Source organism: Actinocorallia herbida (genome assembly GCF_003751225.1).
GTDB classification, from domain to species: domain Bacteria; phylum Actinomycetota; class Actinomycetes; order Streptosporangiales; family Streptosporangiaceae; genus Actinocorallia; species Actinocorallia herbida.
In genome coordinates this window covers 1,092,003-1,107,150 of sequence record NZ_RJKE01000001.1, presented here as the reverse complement: position 1 = coordinate 1,107,150, position 15,148 = coordinate 1,092,003, and the positions used below count along the sequence as shown (strand labels likewise).

General features: G+C 72.3%; 14 protein-coding genes. 3 read left to right on the top strand and 11 right to left on the bottom strand.

Going from position 1 to position 15,148, the window contains the following annotated elements; translation table 11 throughout:
- Nucleotides 1–187: 187 nt before the first annotated feature.
- Both EDD29_RS05345 and EDD29_RS05340 read left to right on the top strand, forming a co-directional pair.
- Nucleotides 188–967 (top strand): YndJ family protein, encoded by a 780-nt coding sequence (locus EDD29_RS05345; RefSeq protein ID WP_123662853.1) that lies wholly within the window; start codon nucleotides 188–190, stop codon nucleotides 965–967.
- Complete coding sequence (locus tag EDD29_RS05340) at nucleotides 964–1,458, top strand: DUF1990 domain-containing protein (RefSeq protein ID WP_123662851.1); 495 nt, start codon at nucleotides 964–966, stop codon at nucleotides 1,456–1,458. The genes EDD29_RS05345 and EDD29_RS05340 overlap by 4 nt, the downstream gene beginning before the upstream one ends.
- 99 nt (nucleotides 1,459–1,557) lie before the next feature.
- Here EDD29_RS05340 and EDD29_RS05335 read toward each other — a convergent pair whose 3' ends face one another.
- The 11 genes from EDD29_RS05335 to EDD29_RS05285 all read right to left on the bottom strand — a co-directional run bounded on the left by EDD29_RS05335 (nucleotide 1,558) and on the right by EDD29_RS05285 (nucleotide 13,757).
- On the bottom strand, nucleotides 1,558–2,052 hold the full coding sequence (locus tag EDD29_RS05335; protein WP_246052527.1) for a Dps family protein: 495 nt from the start codon (nucleotides 2,050–2,052) through the stop codon (nucleotides 1,558–1,560).
- 123 nt (nucleotides 2,053–2,175) lie between these two features.
- Complete coding sequence (locus EDD29_RS05330; RefSeq protein WP_106398681.1) at nucleotides 2,176–2,544, bottom strand: helix-turn-helix domain-containing protein; 369 nt, start codon at nucleotides 2,542–2,544, stop codon at nucleotides 2,176–2,178.
- A gap of 111 nt (nucleotides 2,545–2,655) precedes the next feature.
- A complete protein-coding gene (locus EDD29_RS05325) occupies nucleotides 2,656–3,933 on the bottom strand; it encodes a CinA family nicotinamide mononucleotide deamidase-related protein (protein ID WP_123670288.1) in 1,278 nt (425 codons plus the stop codon).
- Between the two features lie 5 nt (nucleotides 3,934–3,938).
- Entirely contained in the window at nucleotides 3,939–4,472 is a 534-nt protein-coding gene (gene pgsA / locus EDD29_RS05320; RefSeq protein WP_246052526.1) for a CDP-diacylglycerol--glycerol-3-phosphate 3-phosphatidyltransferase, read from the bottom strand.
- A 20-nt stretch (nucleotides 4,473–4,492) separates the two neighbouring features.
- Nucleotides 4,493–5,926, bottom strand: a complete 1,434-nt coding sequence (rimO, locus tag EDD29_RS05315) for a 30S ribosomal protein S12 methylthiotransferase RimO (RefSeq protein ID WP_123662845.1) — start codon at nucleotides 5,924–5,926, stop codon at nucleotides 4,493–4,495.
- Nucleotides 5,927–5,964: 38 nt separating this feature from the next.
- The gene (locus EDD29_RS05310; protein WP_123662843.1) at nucleotides 5,965–6,720 is read right to left on the bottom strand and encodes a helix-turn-helix domain-containing protein; all 756 of its coding nucleotides are present in this window, start codon (nucleotides 6,718–6,720) and stop codon (nucleotides 5,965–5,967) included.
- 85 nt (nucleotides 6,721–6,805) lie between these two features.
- Entirely contained in the window at nucleotides 6,806–9,397 is a 2,592-nt protein-coding gene (locus tag EDD29_RS05305; protein WP_123662841.1) for a DNA translocase FtsK, read from the bottom strand.
- 91 nt (nucleotides 9,398–9,488) lie between these two features.
- Nucleotides 9,489–10,172 (bottom strand): Crp/Fnr family transcriptional regulator, encoded by a 684-nt coding sequence (locus tag EDD29_RS05300; RefSeq protein ID WP_123662838.1) that lies wholly within the window; start codon nucleotides 10,170–10,172, stop codon nucleotides 9,489–9,491.
- An 80-nt stretch (nucleotides 10,173–10,252) separates the two neighbouring features.
- Nucleotides 10,253–11,110, bottom strand: coding sequence for a 1,4-dihydroxy-2-naphthoate polyprenyltransferase (locus EDD29_RS05295; protein WP_123662836.1), 858 nt, complete (start codon nucleotides 11,108–11,110; stop codon nucleotides 10,253–10,255).
- Nucleotides 11,107–12,663 carry an MFS transporter gene (locus EDD29_RS05290; RefSeq protein WP_123670287.1) on the bottom strand — a complete coding sequence of 519 codons (1,557 nt, stop codon included), beginning with the start codon at nucleotides 12,661–12,663 and terminating at the stop codon, nucleotides 11,107–11,109. The genes EDD29_RS05295 and EDD29_RS05290 overlap by 4 nt, the downstream gene beginning before the upstream one ends.
- Before the next feature lie 113 nt (nucleotides 12,664–12,776).
- Complete coding sequence (locus tag EDD29_RS05285) at nucleotides 12,777–13,757, bottom strand: DMT family transporter (protein ID WP_123662834.1); 981 nt, start codon at nucleotides 13,755–13,757, stop codon at nucleotides 12,777–12,779.
- On the opposite strand from EDD29_RS05285, the gene EDD29_RS05280 reads away from it, so the two are divergent.
- Nucleotides 13,756–15,147 carry an aminotransferase-like domain-containing protein gene (locus EDD29_RS05280; protein WP_211359563.1) on the top strand — a complete coding sequence of 464 codons (1,392 nt, stop codon included), beginning with the start codon at nucleotides 13,756–13,758 and terminating at the stop codon, nucleotides 15,145–15,147. The genes EDD29_RS05285 and EDD29_RS05280 overlap by 2 nt on opposite strands.
- The last annotated feature ends 1 nt before the right edge of the window (nucleotide 15,148 follow it).

Here is a 15,148-nt window from a genome sequence, read left to right as displayed (position 1 = left end):
CCACCTCCGTCACGCGGGCCACGTGCGTCACCCGGGGCCCGCCACGGATAGTGGCCGCCTTCGGTCTTCACAGCCCCCGTCAGCACGCTGGCGGGGGTTTTGCTCACCCCGCCGTTGAACGCGTTCAAACATCCGGATACGGTAAAGCCGCACATCTCTTGAACACGTTCAACGAAGGGCGGACGCCATGGGCTTGCTCGTGGACCTGCTGGTCTGCCTCGGGATGCTCGCCGTCGTCCCGCTCGGCCTCGGGCTGGCCGGCGCCGGGTCGCTGAGGCCGCTCTGGTGCGCCGGGGCGGTCCCCGGCGCGGTCAGCCTGTTCCTGCCCGTAGGCAAGCCCGCGGCCTTCCTCGCCGTTCTGTACGCGCTGGCCGCGGCCGTGCTCCTGGCCGAAGCCGTCCGGCGGCTCCCCCGCGCGCTGCGCGACCCTCGGCAGGCGGCCTTCGCCACCGCGCTGGCCTCACCCTCGGTCGCCGCGCTCGCCCTGGTCGCGGAACGGGCCGGACACCCTCTGCTCGGCTACTCCCCGGAGCTGCTGGCGCTCACGGTCGCGCACTTCCACTTCGCCGGGTTCGCCGCGGCCCTCGTCGCGGGCCTCGCCTGCCGTCCCGAGTCCGGGCGGGCGGGCCGCTGGGCCGCCGTCACGGTCCCGGTGGGGACGCTCGCCGTTCTCGCCGGATACTTCGCCGGGCAGTGGGCGGAGTTCGCCGGAGCCGTCGTGCTCACCGCGGGCATGTGGCTCACAGGGCTGCTCTGCTGGCGGACGGGCAGGGCCGCGGCCCGTCTTGCGGGGGCCGTCCTGGTCCCGACCATGCTGCTCGCCCTCTGGTACGCGCTGGGCGAGGCGTCCGGGATCCCCCACCCGGGACTCGGCTGGATGACGGCCACCCACGGCGTCGCCAACGCGCTCGGCTTCGGCCTCTGCGGCGTGCTCGGCTGGCGCCTCACCCGAAAGGACCCCTCATGACCTTCACCTACGCCGAGGTCGGCGCCACCCGAGCGGAGCGGCCGCCTTCCGGCTACTCCCACCTGTATGTCAGACGGAAGATCGGACGCGGCGCGCAGGCCCACCGGACCGCCGGGGAGGCCCTGATGACCTTCGCCATGCACCGGCGCATCCCGGTCGGGGTCGCCGCCGAGGCCCCCCGCGCCGCCGAGGGCGTCGCCGTGACGGTGACGCTCGCGGGGTTCGTCAAGGCGCCCTGCCGGATCGTCTGGACGGTCGAGGACGCGCGCCGCACCGGGTGGGCCTACGGCACGCTGCCCGGTCATCCCGAGTGCGGCGAGGAGTCCTTCGTCGTCGAGCACCACGACGACGACACCGTCACGCTCACGGTGACGGCGTTCAGCCGGGCCGCCCTCCCGCTGCTGCGCCCGTTCCAGCCGCTCATCCCGCCCCTCCAGCGCTTGTACGCCCTCAGGTGCGCCGGGGTACTCCGCGGCATCGTGCGGCCCTGAGCGGCCCCCTGGGGACGAAAAAGCCGCGCCCCGTCGGGAGACGGGGCGCGGCCCTGTCGGAGGTGCTGCGCAACCTCCGGTGCGGGGCTATCGGGATGGCTAACGCTGGACGGCGAACATCCAGTGGTGCTTCTCCAACTCCGCGGTGATGCCGATGAGCAGATCCTGGGTGACCGGCTCGTCCTCGGTCGCGGCGATCCGGTCGCGGAAGCGCGCGATCACGACGGCGAGGGCCTCGGTGATCGAGGAGACCGCCTTGTCCTCGGGGACGGCGCCGGGCGGGAGTTCGGCGAGGACCGTGCCGTCGGCGACGGTCCGCACGCGCCCGTCGGGGTGGACCCCGATCATCATGGCGCGCTCGGCGACGGAGTCGGACGCCTCACGCACGGTGGCGACGACCTCGTCGAGATGCTCGTGGACGGTCTTGAAGGTGCGTCCCGTGACGTTCCAGTGGGCTTGCTTGGCGGTCAGAGACAGGTCGATGAGGTCGACCAGCGCCCCTTGCAGGGCCTGGCCGGCAGCACGCTGGACTGCTTCGGACAGCGGACTGCTCACGACGGCCATCTGGATCCTCCCGTGGTGCAGAGACTTCATTTGATCTCTACAACACCGGTGGGCCCCCTCGTATGCCCGCGGGGCCCACCGTCGTCCCAGCGCCGAGGGCGCTGATGATCCAGCAGTCGGGCGCGGCACGCGGCCGCGCGATGCTCAGTCGCGTCAGGCCGCGACCATGTCCCCCCGGAAGGCGTCTCCGGCGATCGCTTCGGGCGAATCGGGTACCGGTGAGGCCGGGATGGTCTCGGAGATGCGCTCCCGCTGCGGAGCACCGGCCATGACCGGCTCCGCCTGCAGTTCGGCGAGCGCAAGTAGATCGGACACTTCTCGTAGGACATGAGACAACGGCACACCCAGCGCCTTGCAGATCGCCGCGAGCAGCTCAGAAGAGGCTTCCTTCTGACCGCGCTCCACCTCAGAGAGATATCCCAACGACACCCGGGCCGCGGCGGACACCTCGCGGAGGGTGCGACCCTGGCGCAGCCGGAGCTGCCGCAGAACGTCACCCAGCAGCTGGCGAAGCAGGACCATCGCTCGCTCCCTCCCCATCGTGCGGACCATCTGACTGTTCCACCGTACCCGTCTCCGACCTGAGCTTGGCAGAGCCGGGAAATCGTGTTCGCTGCGAACGTAACGCCTTATTCAGCTCAAACCTTCCAGATCTTCCTGATCCTGTTCCCATTCCCGGATCATCGCAACCCTCAAGACTTCGTGTCGAAGCAGGTCGAGTGCGTGAACCACCGTCATCTCGCGGACCAAGGAACGGGCTCGTGACCCATCCGAAGGCAAAGTAAGGGTCGGTGTGAAGGATCGGGAACCCTCCGGACCGCACACACCGATATGTACCGTTCCGACCGGTTTTCCATCCTGCGGGTCGGGCCCCGCGACGCCCGTGACGGCAAGGCCCCGGGTCGCTCCGAGCCTCTCCCGCGCGCCTTCGGCCATCGCGATCGCGACGTCCGGGTCGACCGCGCCGCGCTCGGCGAGGAGGTCTTCCGGGACGCCCAGGAGCGCGGCCTTCAGCGGGGTGGCATAGGCCGTCACGCCGCCGCGGAAGACCGCGGAGGACCCTGCCGGGGTGGTCAGCTCGGCGCCCAGGAGGCCGCCGGTGAGGCTCTCGGCGACCGCGACGGTCTCGTCCCGCTCACGCAGCAGGTCGAGCACCGCGGCGCCGAGGGTCGTGACCCGCCCTTCGGCGTAGACGGCCTGCCCGAGCAGCCCGCGCGCCTTGTCCACCGCGCGCCGCAACGTCTCCGCCGACTCCGCGGTGATCCGCACGTCGACCCGGGCGGGATCGGGCAGGTAGGCGAGCGCCACCCCGTCCATCCGCTCCACGGGGGCGAGCCGACCGGCCAGCACCGTCTCCCAGACGCCCGCGGTGCGCAGGGTCAGCACGGCGGGGGCGGACGGGCCGCGCAGTTCCGGCAGGACGGTCTCGGTCATGATCGCGCGCATCTCGAACGGCACCCCGGGCAGCGCGTAGACCGGTTTGCCCGCCAGCTCCATCCGGATGCCGGGCGCGGTCCCCGCGGGGTTGGGCAGCTTCACCGAGCCCTCGGGGAGGTCCGCCATGCGCAGGGCTGAGGCGCGCAGCCGCACCCCGTACCGGGTGCTGCGCTCGCGGATGGCCGCCTCGGTCTCGGGATCGCGGATCAGCTTCACCCCGGCCAGCAGGGCGAGCGCGTCGCGCGTGAGGTCGTCGTAGGTGGGCCCGAGCCCACCGGTGACGATCAGGCCGTCGGCCCGGTCGAGCGCCGCCGCGACGGCCTCCCCGATCGCCTCGAGGGTGTCGCCGACCACGGTCGAGCGGACCACCTGGACCCCCGCGCGGGTGAGCTCCTCGCCCATCCACGCGGCGTTCCCGTTGACGATGTCGCCGATGAGCAGTTCGTCCCCGACGGTCAGCAGTTCCACGCGCACGTGCTTCACCCTAGTGCCGCGCGCCGCCTTGCGTTGAGGTACTCCAGCCCCGAGACGACGGTCATGACCACGGCGATCGTCATGAGGATCCCGTTGAGCGGGTCGAGCCGCACCGGCAGCAGGTAGACGACGATCGCCAGCATCTGGATCGCCGCCTTGTACTTGCCGAGCTTCTCCGCCGCCACGACGACGTCGTCGCGCAGCAGGAACAGCCGGTGGACGGTGACCGGGACCTCGCGGGCGAGGATGATCCAGGTCGCCCACCAGGTCAGCTCGTCGTTCATGGACAGCCCGACGAGGGCGGCGCCGGTGAGCAGCTTGTCGGCGATCGGGTCGACGATCTTGCCGAAGGTGGTGATCTCCTTGCGGCTGCGCGCGATCCTGCCGTCGGCGTAGTCGGTGAACGCCGCGAAGACGAACAGGGCGAGCGCGGTGAGCCGCCAGGCGGTCCCCTCGGTGAGCACGAGGATGGCGAAGAACGGGGGGACGAGCGCGATGCGCAGCACCGTCAGCACGTTGGCGGGGTTCAGCGTGCTCACCCGCCGGTCCTGCGGTGAGGTCACGGACGCGGACCCTCTGCGCCCGGGACGGCGTCGCCGTACAGGTCGACGCCCTCCGCGTCGGTGATCACCGCGGTGACGAGGTCGCCGACGGCCAGGCCCGCGCCGCGCACGGTGGTGGCGCCGTCGACCTCGGGGGCCTGGTGGAATCCGCGGCCCTCCCAGACGCCCGGCTCGATCTCCCGCTCGACCAGGACCGCGATCTCGGTGCCGATCCGCTCCTCGGCGCGCTGGGAGGTCAGCTCCTCGGCGAGCGCGCTCGCCTCGGCGAGGCGCGCGTCGATCTCCTCGGAGTCGAGCTTGCCGTCCAGGTTCGCGGCCTCGGTGCCGTCCTCGTCGGAGTAGCCGAAGACACCGATCGCGTCGAGGCGCGCGGCCTCCAGGAAGCCGGTCAGCTCCGCGAACTCGGCCTCGGTCTCGCCGGGGAACCCGACGATGAAGTTCGACCGGACGCCGGCCTCGGGGGCCAGCGCGCGGATCTGGGCGAGCAGGTCGAGGAACCTGGCCGGGTCGCCGAAGCGGCGCATCCGGCGCAGGACCGGGCCGGACGCGTGCTGGAAGGACAGGTCGAAGTAGGGCACGACGCCGGGGGTGCCCGCGATGACTTCGAGGAGGCCGGGCCGCAGTTCGGCGGGCTGGAGGTAGCTGACGCGGACGATGTCCATCACCTGGGTCAGCTGGGGCAGCAGCTTCTCCAGCGACCGCAGGTCGCCCAGGTCCTTGCCGTAGGAGGTGGAGTTCTCGCTCACCAGGACGATCTCGCGGACGTCGTGGGAGGCGAGCCACTCGGCCTCGGCGAGGATCTCCGCGGGCTTCCGCGAGACGTACGAGCCGCGGAAGGCGGGAATGGCGCAGAAGGTGCACCGGCGGTCGCAGCCGGACGCGAGCTTCAGCGGGGCGACCGGGCCGCCGCCCAGGCGCTTGCGCAGCACCCGCGGGCCGGAGGCGGGCGCCAGCCCTTCGGGCAGTTCGACGGCCTGCTCGCCGTGCCCCGGCACGTGCGCGTGCGCGGCGGATCGGGCCACCGGGGTGATCGGCAGCAGGGTGCGGCGGTCGCGTGGCTTGTGCGCGGTCAACGAGCGGCCCGCGACGACGTCGTCGAGGCGCTCGCCGATCGAGGCGTAGTCGTCGAAGCCGATCACCGCGTTGGCCTCGGGCAGCGCGTCGGCCAGCTCCGCGCCGTACCGCTCGGCCATGCACCCGGCCGCCACGACCTTGGCGCCGGTGTCGTGCGCGGCGAGCAGGGTGTCGATCGAGTCCTTCTTGGCCGCGTCGATGAACCCGCAGGTGTTCACCAGGACGACGTCGGCGCTCTCGGACCCCTCCTGGAGCTTCCAGCCGGACGCCTCGAGGCGGGCGGCGAGTTCTTCGGAGTCTGTCTCGTTGCGGGCACAACCGAGGGTGACCAGCGAGACGGTACGGGGCTCGGGCATGCCTCTAAAGGTAGTGGGCCCCGCACCCCGCCCGTGACTCAGGAGGCGCCGAGCTTGTCCCCGTCGAAGAACAACCGGACGACCTGGCCGTCCTTGCCGGGCACGCCCAGGTCCTTGCCGTTGACGGTCAGGACGACTCCCCCGGCGTTGCCGAGCGTGATCCCGATCTTCTTGCCCGTCCAGCTCCCGGTCTTGCCCTTGGCGAGGGTCCCCATGAACAGCTTGTCGCCCTCGACCGGCTCGACGCGCACCCAGGACTGGGCGGTCGCGCGGATCTGGACGAGCACATGGCCCTTCTTGACCGGCGGCACGGCGGCCACCGCGTCGGGGCCGGGGGTCTGCTCGGCGGCGGGCGCGGCCGTGGCCGTCACGGTGTCCTTGGCGACGACGGGGGTGACCTTCTCGCCCTGGCCACCGCTGAAGAACTGCACGATGCCCCAGACCGCCACCAGGGCGAGCACCGCGGCCATCGCGGCGCTCCAGTTGGTCTGGCGCCGCTCCTTGAACTTCAGGGGCGTCTCGGGCTCGAACGCCGCCGCCGCGCTCACCTGCACGCCGGGCGCGCCGCCATGGGTGTCGTCGTACTCGCGGATCAGCGGGTCGGCGTCCACGCCGAGCACCCGGGCGATGCTGCGGATGTGGCCGCGGGCGTAGAAGTTGCCCCCGCACATCGAGTAGTCGTCCTGCTCGATGCCGCGGATCACGGTCTCCCGGATCCTGGTCCGTTCGGCGACGTGCATGACGGTGAGGCCCGAATCACGCCGTGCCTGACTCAGGACTTCACCGATGCTCATGAAAGAACCTCCACCGCGAACGCTGTCATGATCAGTCTAGGACCGTGATCTAAGCCGTTCCGTAAGGATCGGCCCCGTTTCCGAGTCACGAATTGAGCAAGGCCAGCACTTCGGCGAGTCCATCGGGCTTGACGAGCACGTCACGCGCCTTCGAGCCCTCGGACGGTCCGACGATGCCCCGGCTCTCCATCAGGTCCATGAGCCGGCCCGCCTTGGCGAAGCCGACGCGGAGCTTGCGCTGGAGCATCGAGGTCGAGCCGAACTGCGTCGACACGACGAGTTCGATCGCCTGCACGAGCAACTGAAGGTCATCGCCGATCTCCTCGTCGATCTCCTTGCGGGGTCCCGCTTCGGCCTGTACGTCGGTGGCGTACTCGGCCTCCATCTGGGCCTTGCAGTGAGCGACGATGCCCGCGATCTCCTTCTCGGAAACGTAGGCGTTCTGGAGCCGCATCGGCTTTGACGCGCCCATGGGCAGGAACAGGGCGTCACCCTGCCCGACGAGCTTCTCGGCGCCCGGCTGGTCGAGGATGACCCGGGAGTCGGCGAGTGAGGACGTGGCGAACGCCAGCCGCGACGGCACGTTGGCCTTGATCAGGCCGGTGACGACGTCGACGGACGGCCGCTGGGTGGCCAGCACCAGGTGGATGCCCGCGGCACGGGCGAGCTGGGTGATCCGCACGACGTGGTCCTCCACGTCACGGGGGGCGACCATCATGAGGTCGGCCAGCTCGTCGACGATGACGAGGAGGTACGGGTACGGCGTGTAGACGCGTTCGCTGCCGGGGGGCGCGGAGAGCCTTCCCGCGCGGACCACCTTGTTGAAGTCGTCGATGTGCCGGAAGCCGGAGGCCGCGAGGTCGTCGTAGCGCCGGTCCATCTCGCCGACGACCCAGCCGAGCGCCTCGGCGGCCCTCTTCGGGTTGGTGATGATCGGGGTGATCAGGTGGGGGATTCCCGCGTACGCCGAGAGTTCCACCCGTTTGGGGTCGACGAGGATCAACCGGACCTCGTCGGGCGTGGCCCGCATGAGGATCGAGGTGATCAGGCCGTTGATGCAGGTCGACTTGCCCGCGCCGGTCGCGCCCGCGATGAGGATGTGCGGCATCTTGGCGAGGTTGGCGACGACCGTGCGGCCCTCGACGTCCTTGCCGAGGCCCACCAGCATCGAGTGCTGGTCGGCGGCGGCGACCTGGGAGCGCAGCACGTCGCCGAGGGACACGAGGTCCTTGTCGGTGTTGGGGATCTCCACGCCGATGGCCGACTTGCCGGGGATCGGGGAGATGATCCGGACGTCCTGGCTCTTGACCGCGTAAGAGATGTTCTTGGTGAGCGCGATGACCTTCTCGACCTTGACGGCCGGGCCGAGCTCGATCTCGTAGCGGGTGATCGTCGGGCCGCGGGTGAAGCCGGTGACCTGGGCGTCCACGTCGAACTGCTCGAGCACCCCGGTGAGGGCGTTCACGACGATGTCGTTGGCCTTGGTGCGCGGCTTGATCGCCGAGCCCGCCTTCAGCAGGCCGGGCTCGGGCAGCTGGTAGCCGTCGCCGGACGGGCCGATCTTGAGCTGCTCGGTCTGCGCGGGGGCCGGGGTCGGGTCGGGGACGGCCGGGGCCTCGGCCGTCGCGGCGTCGGGAAAGGCGTCGGCGAGCGGCGGTTCCGGGGCCTCGTCGTCGCCGAAGATCTCGTCCGACAGCGGCGGGCGCTTGCCCGGCTTCGCCGGCTTCTCCGGCTCGACGACCGGGGTGTCGTAGGGCCGGGTGTGCTGCCCGACCTCGAACTCGCCCTCCTGCTCCCGGTCCTTCTTGCGCCTCCGGCGGCCGCCCCCTTCGCTCTTGCCCTTCTTGCCGTCCTTGTCCGCGCCGGGACCGTCGGGGTCCGCGGCGCCGCGGTCGCGCAGGAAGGTGAGGCGCATCAGCTCGTCGAAACGGTCCGGGATGCGGTGCACCGGGGTCTTGGTGACGACGAGGAGGCCGAAGAAGGAGATGAGCAGCAGCAGCGGCACCGCGACCCACGCCGACAGCAGGGTCTCCAGCGGCGCCGACACCAGCCAGCCGAGGACGCCCCCGGCCTTGCGCACGTGTTCCATGTCCGAAGGGGCGGGGCTGCCCGAGGCGATGTGGACGACTCCGGCGACGCCGAGGAACAGCGCGCTGCACCCGATGGCGATGCGGCCCGCGTCCTCGTGCCGCTCCGGGTGGCGCAGGGTGCTCCAGGCGAGGAACGCGAGCAGGAGCGGCAGGGCCATCGCGAACTTGCCGAGTCCGCCGCGCGTGAGCATTTCCAGGACCTCGGTGAACCAGCCGTGCGGGGTCCACCAGGTCACCGATGCGAAGACGATGGCGACGCCGAGCAGGCTGAGGCCCGCCCCGTCCCTGCGGTGTTCGGGTTCCAGTTCGCGCGCTCCGTCTCCGTAGGCTCGGAACATGGAGCCGACCCCCCTGGCGACCAGCATCCAGAATGAGGCGAGCATCCGGAAGAAGCCGAGGAAGAGCCTGCTGATCGGCCCCGGACCGCTGCGCCGGGGCTCGGGCGCCCTTCTGCGGGGCGCCTGCTGCCCGCCCTTGTGGGGCGCCTTCGCGGTGCGGCGGCGTGGTGCGGGGGTCGTTTTGCCGGCAGGCCCGGAGGACCCGCCACGCGAGGAGTTCCGCGTACCTCCGGACGCACGTGGGGCCATGCCGCTGAGCGTAACCCGAGGCACAAGAGCAACCAAGAACAAAACGGGCGCGTGTCGCCCCCTACCGCCCCCGGGCGGCCCCCGAGAGGGGTCAGGCCTCCTCGAGGAGGCTGCGCAGGCCGTCGGGCTCCAGCAGCACGATCTTGCGCCACCTGGTCCGGATGAGGGCCTTCTGGCGCCATTCGCGCAGCGCGCGGGCGACGGTCTCGCGGGAGGCGTCCACGCAGCTCCCCAGCTCCTCCTGGGACAGCGGCGGCAGGCGGACGCCGCCTTCGTCCGGGGTGCCGCTCTCCTCGGCCAGGGTGAGCAGGAGGCGGGCGAGCCGCGCCGCCCCGTCGAGGCTGCCCAGCGCGACGATCCTGCCGTCGGACTGGGCGAGCCTGCGGCTCGCGGTCTTGTAGATGAGCGGCCACGCCTGCGGGTGGTCGTTCAGGAACGCGGCGAACCTGGCGCGGGTCACCGACAGGGCCGCGACCGCGTGCAGCGCGGTGAGGGTCGCGGTGCGGGGCGAGTCGTTCAGCAGCCCGGTCTCGCCGACGAGTTCGCCGGGGCCGCGCACGGCGATCACGACCTCGCGGCCCTCCAGGTCGCCGACCGCGACCTTCGCCCAGCCGTTCTGGATGATCAGGACCTGATCGGGCCGCTCGCCCTGGAGCAGCAGGTGCGCCCCGGTCGGGTAGGAGCGCACGCGGCCGCCGCGCAGGAGCGCCTCGCGCGCGGGAGCGTCGAGGCTGCTCCAGAAATTCTCCGGTCGGGGGGGTTCGACGGGGGTCATGGTCTCATTTGACTACGGATTCCCCCCGCGTGATCCCTTCTCTGTAAGGAAATTGCCGGGGGAGACCCGCGAAACGCGCCTCAGAGCGCCAGGCCGACCGCGAGGAGCACGCCGAACACGAGCTGCACCTTCCCGGCCTCGCCGAGCACCTCGACCAGCTCCGCGCCCTGCGCGCCCTGGAGGACGCGACGGGACGGGGCGAGCGTCAGCGGCGCGGAGAGCAGCGCGATGAGCGCCCACGGTCGGGCCGCGCCGAGACCGATCACGAAGATGTAGGGCACCGACAGGCAGAGCGCGAACAGCACCCGGGACATGGTGTCGCCGAGCACGACGGCGAGGGTGCGCTTGCCCGTCATGGCGTCGGTGTCGAGGTCGCGGACGTTGTTGACCACGAGCACCGCGCACGACAGCAGCCCGACCGGGATGGCCGCGGCCCAGGCCGTCCAGGGCACGTACTCCAGCTGGACGTACACGGTCCCGACGACGGCGACGAGGCCGAAGAAGACGAAGACGGACAGCTCGCCCAAGGCGCGGTACCCGTACGGGCGGGAGCCTCCGGTGTAGAACCAGGCGGCGGCGATCGCGGCGGCGCCGACCAGGAGCAGCCACCAGGACGTGACGGCCACCAGGACGAGCCCGGCGATCCCGCCGACGGCGAAGCTGAGCAGGGCGGCGGCGAGGACGTGCGCGGCCGGCTTGGCGCCGGAGCCGGTCAGCCGCAGCGGGCCGACCCTGTCCGCGTCGGTGCCCTTGACGCCGTCGCTGTAGTCGTTGGCGTAGTTCACGCCGACCTGGAGGGCGAGGGAGACGAGCAGCGCCAGCGCCGCCCGCCACCACACGAAGTGGCCCTCACCGATGGCCAGGCCGGTGCCGACGGCCACGGGCACGACGGCGGAGGGCAGCGTCCTGGGGCGGGCGCCGGCGATCCACAGGTTCATAGCTCTTTTCCGCGCAGCCGCAGGGTCATGATCAGTCCGACGGCGAGGATACCGGCCGTCACGAGGGCGGCGTGGCCGGTGGCCGTGGCGAGGCTCTCGATGGCGGCGCGCGCCTGCTCGGGGTCGAGGGCGGAGATCCCGGTGCCGACGCTGCCCTGGAGCGCGGCGGCGGCCTCGGCGTCGCCGGTGCGCGCCTGCATGGCGTGGCCGAGGCTGGTCGCGAAGACGGTGCCGATGCAGGCGATGCCCAGGGCGCTGCCCACCTGACGGGAGGTGGACTGGGTGCCGGACGCCTGGCCGGACTGCCCTCTGGGCACGTCGGCGAGGGAGATGTTGGTGAGCTGCGCGGAGGTCATGCCGAGGCCGAGTCCGTAGAGCAGCATCCAGGGGGCGAGCCCGTAGCCGGTGGTGCCCGCGTGGGTCGTCAGCCCGATCGCCAGGACCGCGGCGAACTCCATCGCCATGCCGTACTGGACGACCCTGGCGGCGCCGACCCGGCGGCCGAGGCGGGCCGCGGTGCCGCCGGACAGGAACGAGCCGATCGCCAGCGGCAGGATCGCCACGCAGATCTGAAGGGGAGAGTCGCCGTGGGCTCCTTGGAGGAACAGCGGGAGGATGAACAGCAGGCCGAGTTCGCCGACGCTGATGAGCGAGGCGGCGGCGTTGCCGCGCCGGAAGTTGGCGATCCGGAACAGCCGCAGGTCGAGCATGACGGGGCGCCCGGCGCGGGCGCGGGCCCGCTCGACGAGCACGAAGGTGACGAGCAGGAGCACCGCCGCGCCGAGGGCCAGCGGGACCGGGGAGATCGGCCACCCGGGCAGTTCGCCGGAGGCCTGCCACCAGCCGTAGGTCTGGCCCTCGATCAGGCCGAAGACCAGCGCGCCGAGGCCGAGCGCCGACAGCACGCCGCCCTTCCAGTCGATGCCGCGGGGCCCGGACGCGTCACGGGTCTCGGGGACGTACTTGAGCACTCCGGCGATGAGCAGCGCGCCGAGCGGGAGGTTGATGGTGAACGCCCACTGCCAGCCGTGCGAGGTGGCCAGCCAGCCGCCGAGCAGGGGGCCGACGGCGGTCATGCCGCCGATCATCGAGCCCCAGACGCCGAAGGCGATGGCGCGGTCACGGCCGTGGAAGAGGCTGTTCACCGTGGACAGCGTGGCGGGCATGATCATCGCGGCGCCGACGCCCTGGAGGGCGCGAGCGCCGATCAGCTCGGTCGCGCTGCCCGAGGCCGCCACGGCGAGGCTCGCGACGACGAAGACCAGCGTGCCGAGGACGAACATCAGGCGGCGGCCGTAGACGTCCGACAGGCGGCCGAAGGTGATCATCAGCGCGGCGAAGACGAGCGAGTAGATCGAGGTCAGCCACTCGGCCTGGGTCGCGCGCAGCCCGATCTCGTCGACGACGCTCGGCAGCAGGACGCTGACGATCGTGGCGTCCACCACGATGAGCGACACCGCGAGGCTGATGACCGCGAGGCCGAGCCAGCGGCCCTTCCCGCCGGGCGGTGCGGCCGCCTCTTGTCGGGGGTCGGCGGTGCTCGGCGCGCTCATGCTCATCCCGGTCTTCGCTGGTGGTGGTGACAGATGCGGCCCCAGCCTATTCCCGCCTCCGGATCGTCCCGAACGGCCCCCTCCCCGGGCGGTACGGGGGCCGTGCGCGCTGGTCAGGCGAGGGGCTGCCGGTAGCCCTCGAGGTTTCCGGACCTGGGGACCCGGCCCCAGGTCCGGCTTCTGGAAGGGCCGCGAGGGGTCACCGTGCGGGGGGCGCGGGAGGCCCGCTGGGTCCACGCGACGCACCCGAGGACGGCCAAGGCGGCGACCGCGGTGAGCGGGTCGAAGGGGTCGTCGAGGAACAGGGCGGCCCAGCCGAGGGTGAGGAGCGGCTGAAGGAGCTGGATCTGCCCGGCCTTGGCGATACCGGCCCTGGCGAGGCCCGCGTACCAGGCGAAGAAGCCGAGGAACATCGAGAAGAGGGAGACGTAAGCGAAGCCGCCGAGGGCGCGGGGTGTCCACTCCGGAGAGGTGGTGGCGAGGAGGTAGGCGGTGACGGGGACCGTCAGGGGCGTGTACAGCACCAGCGCCCAGCAGACGACCTGCCATGCGGGCCGGGAGCGGGCGAGGCGGGCGCCTTCGGCGTATCCGACGGCGCCGAGGAGGAGCGCCCCGACGAGCAGGAGGTCGGCGGGGGCGAAGGAGCCGCCGCCCTGCCACAGGGTGAACACCGTCACGCACGCGGCGCCCGCGAGCGCCGCCCGCCAGAAGCCGGGCGCGGGCCTTTCCCCGGCGAAGAGGACCGCGGCCACGGCGGTCGCCGCGGGCAGCAGGCCGATGACGACCGCGCTGTGCGAGGCCGAGGCGCCGAGCCCGAGGGCGACCGAAGACAGGACGGGGAAGCCGACGATGGTGCCGAGGCCCGCGAGCAGGAGGCCGCGGGGCTCGCGTGGGAGGCGGGCCCGCGCGCACGCCAGGGCGATCGCGGCGGGGACGGCGACGAACGCGGCCCGGCCTATGCCGATCAGGTAGGGGTCGAGCCCTTCGAGCGCGAAGACGGTGGCCGGGAAGGTGAAGGAGAAGGAGAGGACTCCCCCGAAGGCGAGGAGGAGCGCTATCGGATCGAGGGCAGTAGCGCTATCGTTATCTCTCATGAACAACGATAGCAGTGTGGCCGCCCTCGCCACCAGGCTGCGGCGCGAAGCCACTGACCTGAGGGCGGGTACCCGCATGCCGTCGAGCCGAGCGCTGACCGAGCGCTACCGCGTCAGCCCGGTAACGGTGTCCCGGGCGCTGGCACTGCTCGTCGCCGAGGGCGTCGTGGTGACCAAGCCCGGAAGCGGCACCTTCGTGGCCGAGCGCAGGGCCTCGCACGGCGCCGCCGACCGGAGCTGGCAGAACACCGCGCTCGGCGACCGCAGGGTCGACGCCGAAGGGGTCGCCCTCGGGCTCATCCCGGTCCCCGACGGGGTGATCCCCCTCGTCGGCGGCTACCTGCCGGAAGGGCTGCGGCCGGCCCGCGCGCTGGCCGCGGCTAGCGCGCGGGCCGGCAGGCGGCCCCAGGCCTGGGCGGCGCCCCCGCAGGAGGGGCTGCCCGAGCTGCGCGCCTGGTTCGCCGGGCTCACCGGCTGCGCCCCCGAGGACGTCCTCATCGCCGGAGGCGGCCAGGCCGCCCTGTGGCTCGCTTTGCGGGCCATCGTGCCGCCGGGCGGGCCCGTCCTCGTGGAGTCGCCGACCTACCCCGGCGCGATCGCCGCCGCCCGCGCGGCGGGCCTCGTGCCCGTCCCGGTACCCGTCGACGACGAAGGCGTGGACCCCGCGCTCCTCGCCGAGGCGTTCGCCCGCACCGGCGCCCGCGCGTTCTTCTGCCAGCCGACCTTCCACAACCCGACGGGCGCCGTGCTGTCGCCCGCGCGCAGGACCGGGGTCCTGGAGGCGGCCCGCGCGGCCGGGGCGTTCCTCATCGAGGACGACTTCGCCAGGCACCTGTCCATGGGCGCCGCCCCCGCCCCCCTGGTCTCCGGGGACGCCGCCGGGACCGTCGTGCACATCGCGTCCCTGACCAAGGTCACCGCGCCGTCCCTGCGGATCTCCGGGATCGTCGCGCGAGGGCCCGTCGCGGAGCGGATCCGGGCGGCCCAGCTCGTCGAGACGTTCTTCCCCGCCCGGCCCCTCCAGGAGACGGCTCTGGAGTTCGTCTCCTCCCCCGCCTGGCCGCGCCATCTGCGGGCCGTGTCCGCGGAGCTGAGGCGCCGCCGCGACGTGCTGGCCGCCGCGCTCGCCGAGCACCTCCCCGACTTGGAGATCCCTTCACTGCCCTCCGGCGGCCTGTACCTGTGGGGCCGCCTGCCCGAGGGCGTGGACGACGTCGCCCTCGCCCAGGCGGCTTGGGCCCACGGCGTCGCCATCGCCCCCGGCAGGCCGTACTTCCCCGCCGAGCCTCCCGCCGCGCATCTGCGCCTCAGCTACAGCGCCGCCCCGGACATCGACGCCCTTCCCGAGGGCGTCCGACGCCTGGCCGCCGCCCTGCGGGCGACGCGGTAGC